The organism is Kitasatospora sp. NPDC059803 (assembly GCF_042732255.1).
In the GTDB taxonomy this organism is placed as follows: domain Bacteria; phylum Actinomycetota; class Actinomycetes; order Streptomycetales; family Streptomycetaceae; genus Kitasatospora.
Genome location: NZ_JBHWIJ010000134.1, coordinates 3,243 through 7,612, shown reverse-complemented (window position 1 = coordinate 7,612; position 4,370 = coordinate 3,243). Strand labels below are relative to the sequence as shown.

Below are 4,370 nucleotides of genomic sequence, written 5' to 3'. Positions count from 1 at the left end.
GGCAACCGGGTCGCCGTTCAGCGGCCCGGCGCCCCCGGGGGGGGCGGGGCCGGTCCCCACCGTCTTGGTGGCCGAGGCGGTCCCCGCGGCCAGGAGGACCACGAAGTGATCGAGTACGAGAAGGACGGCGCGTCCATCTACCGCCAGTCCTTTGCCACCATCCGTGCGGAGGCCGACCTGGCCGCCCTCCCGGCGGACGTCTCCCAGGTCGCGGTGCGGATGATCCACGCCTGCGGGATGGTCGACCTGGTCGAGGACCTGGTGTACTCGCCGGGCGTGGTCGCCTCCGCGCGCGCGGCGCTGCGGGCCGGGGCGCCGATCCTGTGCGACGTGAACATGGTGGCGAGCGGCGTCACCCGCAAGCGGCTGCCCGCCGACAACGAGGTCGTGTGCACCCTCACCGACCCGTCCGTGCCGGAGCTCGCCCGGAAGATGGGCAACACCCGCAGCGCCGCCGCCATGGAGCTGTGGCTGCCCCGGCTGGAAGGCGCGGTGGTGGCCGTCGGCAATGCGCCGACCTCGCTGTTCCGGCTGCTGGAGATGATCGAGGCCGGCGCGCCGCGCCCGGCCGCGGTGATCGGCGTCCCGGTCGGCTTCATCGGCGCCGCCGAGTCCAAGCAGGCCCTGGCCGAGCACCCGTCCGGCCTGGAGCACCTGGTGGTGCGCGGCCGGCGCGGTGGCAGCGCGATCGCCGCCGCCGCCGTCAACGCGATTGCGAGCGAAGAAGAGTGACGGATCGTCAGACCTCTGGTGTCGGCCGGCTCTACGGGGTCGGGCTCGGCCCCGGCGACCCGTCGCTGGTGACCGTCCGGGCGGCCGAACTCATCGGCAAGGCCGACGTGGTGGCCTACCACAGCGCCCGGCACGGCCGGTCCATCGCGCGCTCGATCGCCGAACGCTATCTGGCGGATGGTCAGATCGAGGAGAAGCTGGTCTACCCGATCACGGTCGAGACCACCGACCACCCGGGCGGCTACCGGGGCGCGCTGGACGACTTCTACGAGGAGGCCGCCGCCCGGCTGGCCGCCCACCTGGACGCCGGCCGCGACGTCGTGGTCCTCGCCGAGGGCGACCCGCTGTTCTACGGCTCGTACCAGCACATGCACAAGCGGCTCGCGCACCGCTACCCGACCGAGGTGGTGCCGGGCGTGACCTCCGTCAGCGCCGCGGCCGCCCGGCTCGGCCAGCCGCTGACCGAGGCCGAGGAGACGCTCACCGTCATCCCGGGCACGCTGCCCGAGGAGGAGCTGACGGCGCGGATCGCCGCCGCCGACTCCGCCGTGATCATGAAGCTGGGGCGCACCTTCCCGGCCGTCCGGCGGGCGCTGGAGCGGGCCGGTCGGCTCGACGACGCGCAGTACGTCGAGCGCGCGTTCATGGACGGGGAGCGCATCCTGCCGCTCGCGGAGGTCGAGGGCGAGACCGTCCCGTACTTCTCGGTGGCGGTACTGCCGAGCAAGGTCGCGCCGCTGGAGCCGCTGGAGCCGCTGGAGCGGCGGACGGACGGCGCGGGCGCGGTGGCCGTCATCGGCACCGGTCCGGCCGGGCCGCTCTGGCTCACCCCCGAGGCGCGCGGCGTCCTCGCCGAGGCGACCGACCTGGTCGGCTACACCACCTACCTGGACCGGGTGCCCGAGCGGCCGGGGCAGCGGCGGCACGGCTCGGACAACAAGGTCGAGTCGGAGCGCGCCGAGTACGCCCTCGAACTGGCCCGCCGCGGGCACAAGGTCGCGGTGGTGTCCTCGGGTGACCCGGGCGTCTTCGCGATGGCCACCGCCGTCCTGGAGGTCGCCTGCGAGGAGGCCTACCGGGACGTCCCGGTGCGGATCGTCCCGGGGATGACCGCGGCGCACGCGGCCGCCTCCCGGGCCGGCGCCCCGCTCGGGCACGACTATGCGGTGGTGTCGCTGTCGGACCGGCTCAAGCCCTGGGACGTGGTGGCCCGCAGGCTGCGCGCGGCGGCCGAGGCGGACCTGGTGCTCGCGCTCTACAACCCGGGCTCGAAGTCGCGCACCACGCAGGTCGCCCTCGCCCGGGACCTGCTGCTGGAGTACCGCGCGCCCGAGACGCCGGTGGTGATGGCGCGTGACGTCGGCGGGCCGACCGAGCGCGTGCGGATCGTCCGCTTGGGCGAGCTGGATCCGGCGCTGGTCGACATGCGGACGATCCTGCTGATCGGCTCCTCGCAGACCCAGGCGGTCGAGCGGGGCGGCGGCGTGAAGGTCGTCTGGACGCCGCGGCGGTACCCGGAGGAGTAACGGGCGACGACTAACAGAAAACAGATGACAGCTAACAGATTTCATCATCTGTTAGCTGTCATCTGTTTTCTGTTACTTGTTCGCCGCCCGGCGTCCCCGCCTCCCCGTCACCGGGTCGGCTTGGCGATCACCAGCTCCGTGTTGTGGTCCTCGCCCGCGCCCAGCAGCGCCGCCGGCCGGCCGTTCGGGTCGTTGTACGACAGCTCGCGGTACAGCGCGGCGAGGTTGGCGTCCGAGGTGCTGCCGAAGTCCGTGCCGTACGGTGCGGAGGACTCGATCAGCGTCGTGAACAGGGAGAGCGTGCCGTCCCCGTTGTCCGCGATCTCGATGATGCGCCCGTGCTGCGGGTAGTCGATGTGCGAGGCGGTGTTGATCTCCCAGAACGCCCGCTCCGGCACCGCGTGGCCGTGCGCCGTGACCTTGTTCATGTGGGTGTGGCCGTTCACCCACGCGATCACGTTCGGGTAGCGCTGGAGCAGCGCCACCAGCTCGTTGCCGTCGTGCCGCTTCTCGAAGATGTTGCGCGGGTCGGGCAGCAGGTTGCCCATGGTGGTGCTCGTGTGGTGGCTGAACAGGAGGATCACCTCGTCCGTGCTGCCGCCCGTCACCTTGCGTCCGTCGGTGTCGTACCAGTGCCCGCTGTGCGCCTTCAACTGCTGCTCCAGCCAGCGCAGTTGCGCGGTGCCCAGTGAACCGTCCGCGAATCCGGCCTGGTTGGTGGTGTCCAGGCTGATGCCGAGCACCTTCTCCGAGATGCGGAAGGTGTAGTAGAGCTTGCCGCTGCCCACCATGTCCGAGGTGAAACCGTGCCCGTACGGGCCGGCGCCGGTGTGCGCCGGGTTCAGGTGGGCCTTGGCGAACTCCTTGAGCGTGAACGGCCGTCGGCGCTCGTCCGGGGTGATCCGGCGCACCGCGTCGCCGCTCGCGAGCAGCTTCGCGAGCAGGAGCGCGGCGCCGGCCGGGTCGCGGCGCAGCGAGTCCATCAGCCGGGCCGCGTCCGCGTCGTTGCAGCCCTCCAGCTTGTACTGGCCGGTGTAGAGGTCGTTCAGCAGCCCGAGGTCCGGCAGCGAACCCTCAAGGCTGTCATCGTGGTTGCCGACCGTCGTGTACCAGGGCGTACGCAGGCCCGGCGCGTCGAACGGCCGGCCGGCGGCGTCGAGGAAGCCCGGTATCTGCGGGAAGCCCTTCGCCTTGTAGCCGTCGTTGTAGGCGAGTTCGGGGTTCCAGTAGGCGGCGTTGCCCGAGTTCTGCACGCCTTCGTAGCGGTTCGGGTCACCGGTGTTCTGGGCGAGCCGGCCGCCGCCCATGACGGTGAGGTACCAGTCGAGTTCGGCCTGCTCGTGGTTGTCGGTGTTGTCGCCGGTGGCCATCACCATGCTGAACGGCATCCCGGTGTAGGGGCCGCCGTCGAGCGCGTTGACCCGCTCGACGAGGGCCGAGACGCCGCGGGCGTTCAGGGCCTCCTGCGGCCGGTACGCGCTGCCGGTGAACCGGGCCAGGTACTCGAATCGCACCGGGGACTCGGTGTCCACCAGGTGCAGGTCGCTGAACTGGACGAAGCTGGCCAGCCCGGTCCGTCGGTCGTCCCGCCCGGTGCCCGGCGCCGCCAGGTCGCCGCGCACCACCAGCGGCCAGCCCGGCCCGGCCGTCAGCCGCTTGTACCCGCCGGTGCCGACGGGCGTGGCCACCTGGTCGAGCGTGGTGCCCGTCGTCTTGACCGCCCGCGCGGCGGTGGCCGTCAGTGCGCGCTCGCGCTCCGCCGCCGAGGCGAACTGCCCGCCGCCCAGCGACAAGGCCGACCAGGCGGCGGCCACCGACGTACCGGTGAGGAACGTACGCCGACTCATCCCTGCCACAAAAACCCCCACATGCTGATGGCCCGGCCGGACAACCCGGCCGCCGGACCCCGTGTCATGAACCCGCCCTCTGGCGGACCGCCAGATTACTCACTGGTAGGAGCGGGGTGCGAGGCCCGTGCGGAGAACTCTTCGGGAACGCGGGGCAGCGGGCCCCCGCCCCCCGCGCCCCCCCGCCCCGCGCGGCCCCCCCGCCCCCCCCCCCGCCGGCGGGCCGCGCCCCGCGCCGGGGGGTGTGAAACTCCACCCCAGCGCC

Annotated in this window: 3 protein-coding genes; 2 read left to right on the top strand and 1 reads right to left on the bottom strand. The window is 72.6% G+C overall.

Annotated features, from left to right (window positions below; all coding sequences use genetic code 11):
- Positions 1-105: 105 nt before the first annotated feature.
- Both ACFV6I_RS21530 and ACFV6I_RS21525 read left to right on the top strand, forming a co-directional pair.
- Positions 106-732 (top strand): precorrin-8X methylmutase, encoded by a 627-nt coding sequence (locus ACFV6I_RS21530; protein ID WP_063350072.1) that lies wholly within the window; start codon positions 106-108, stop codon positions 730-732.
- Complete coding sequence (locus tag ACFV6I_RS21525; RefSeq protein ID WP_380427034.1) at positions 729-2,258, top strand: precorrin-2 C(20)-methyltransferase; 1,530 nt, start codon at positions 729-731, stop codon at positions 2,256-2,258. The genes ACFV6I_RS21530 and ACFV6I_RS21525 overlap by 4 nt, the downstream gene beginning before the upstream one ends.
- A gap of 107 nt (positions 2,259-2,365) precedes the next feature.
- Here ACFV6I_RS21525 and ACFV6I_RS21520 read toward each other — a convergent pair whose 3' ends face one another.
- Positions 2,366-4,105 carry a TIGR03767 family metallophosphoesterase gene (locus ACFV6I_RS21520; protein WP_079136030.1) on the bottom strand — a complete coding sequence of 580 codons (1,740 nt, stop codon included), beginning with the start codon at positions 4,103-4,105 and terminating at the stop codon, positions 2,366-2,368.
- Between the last annotated feature and the right edge of the window lie 265 nt (positions 4,106-4,370).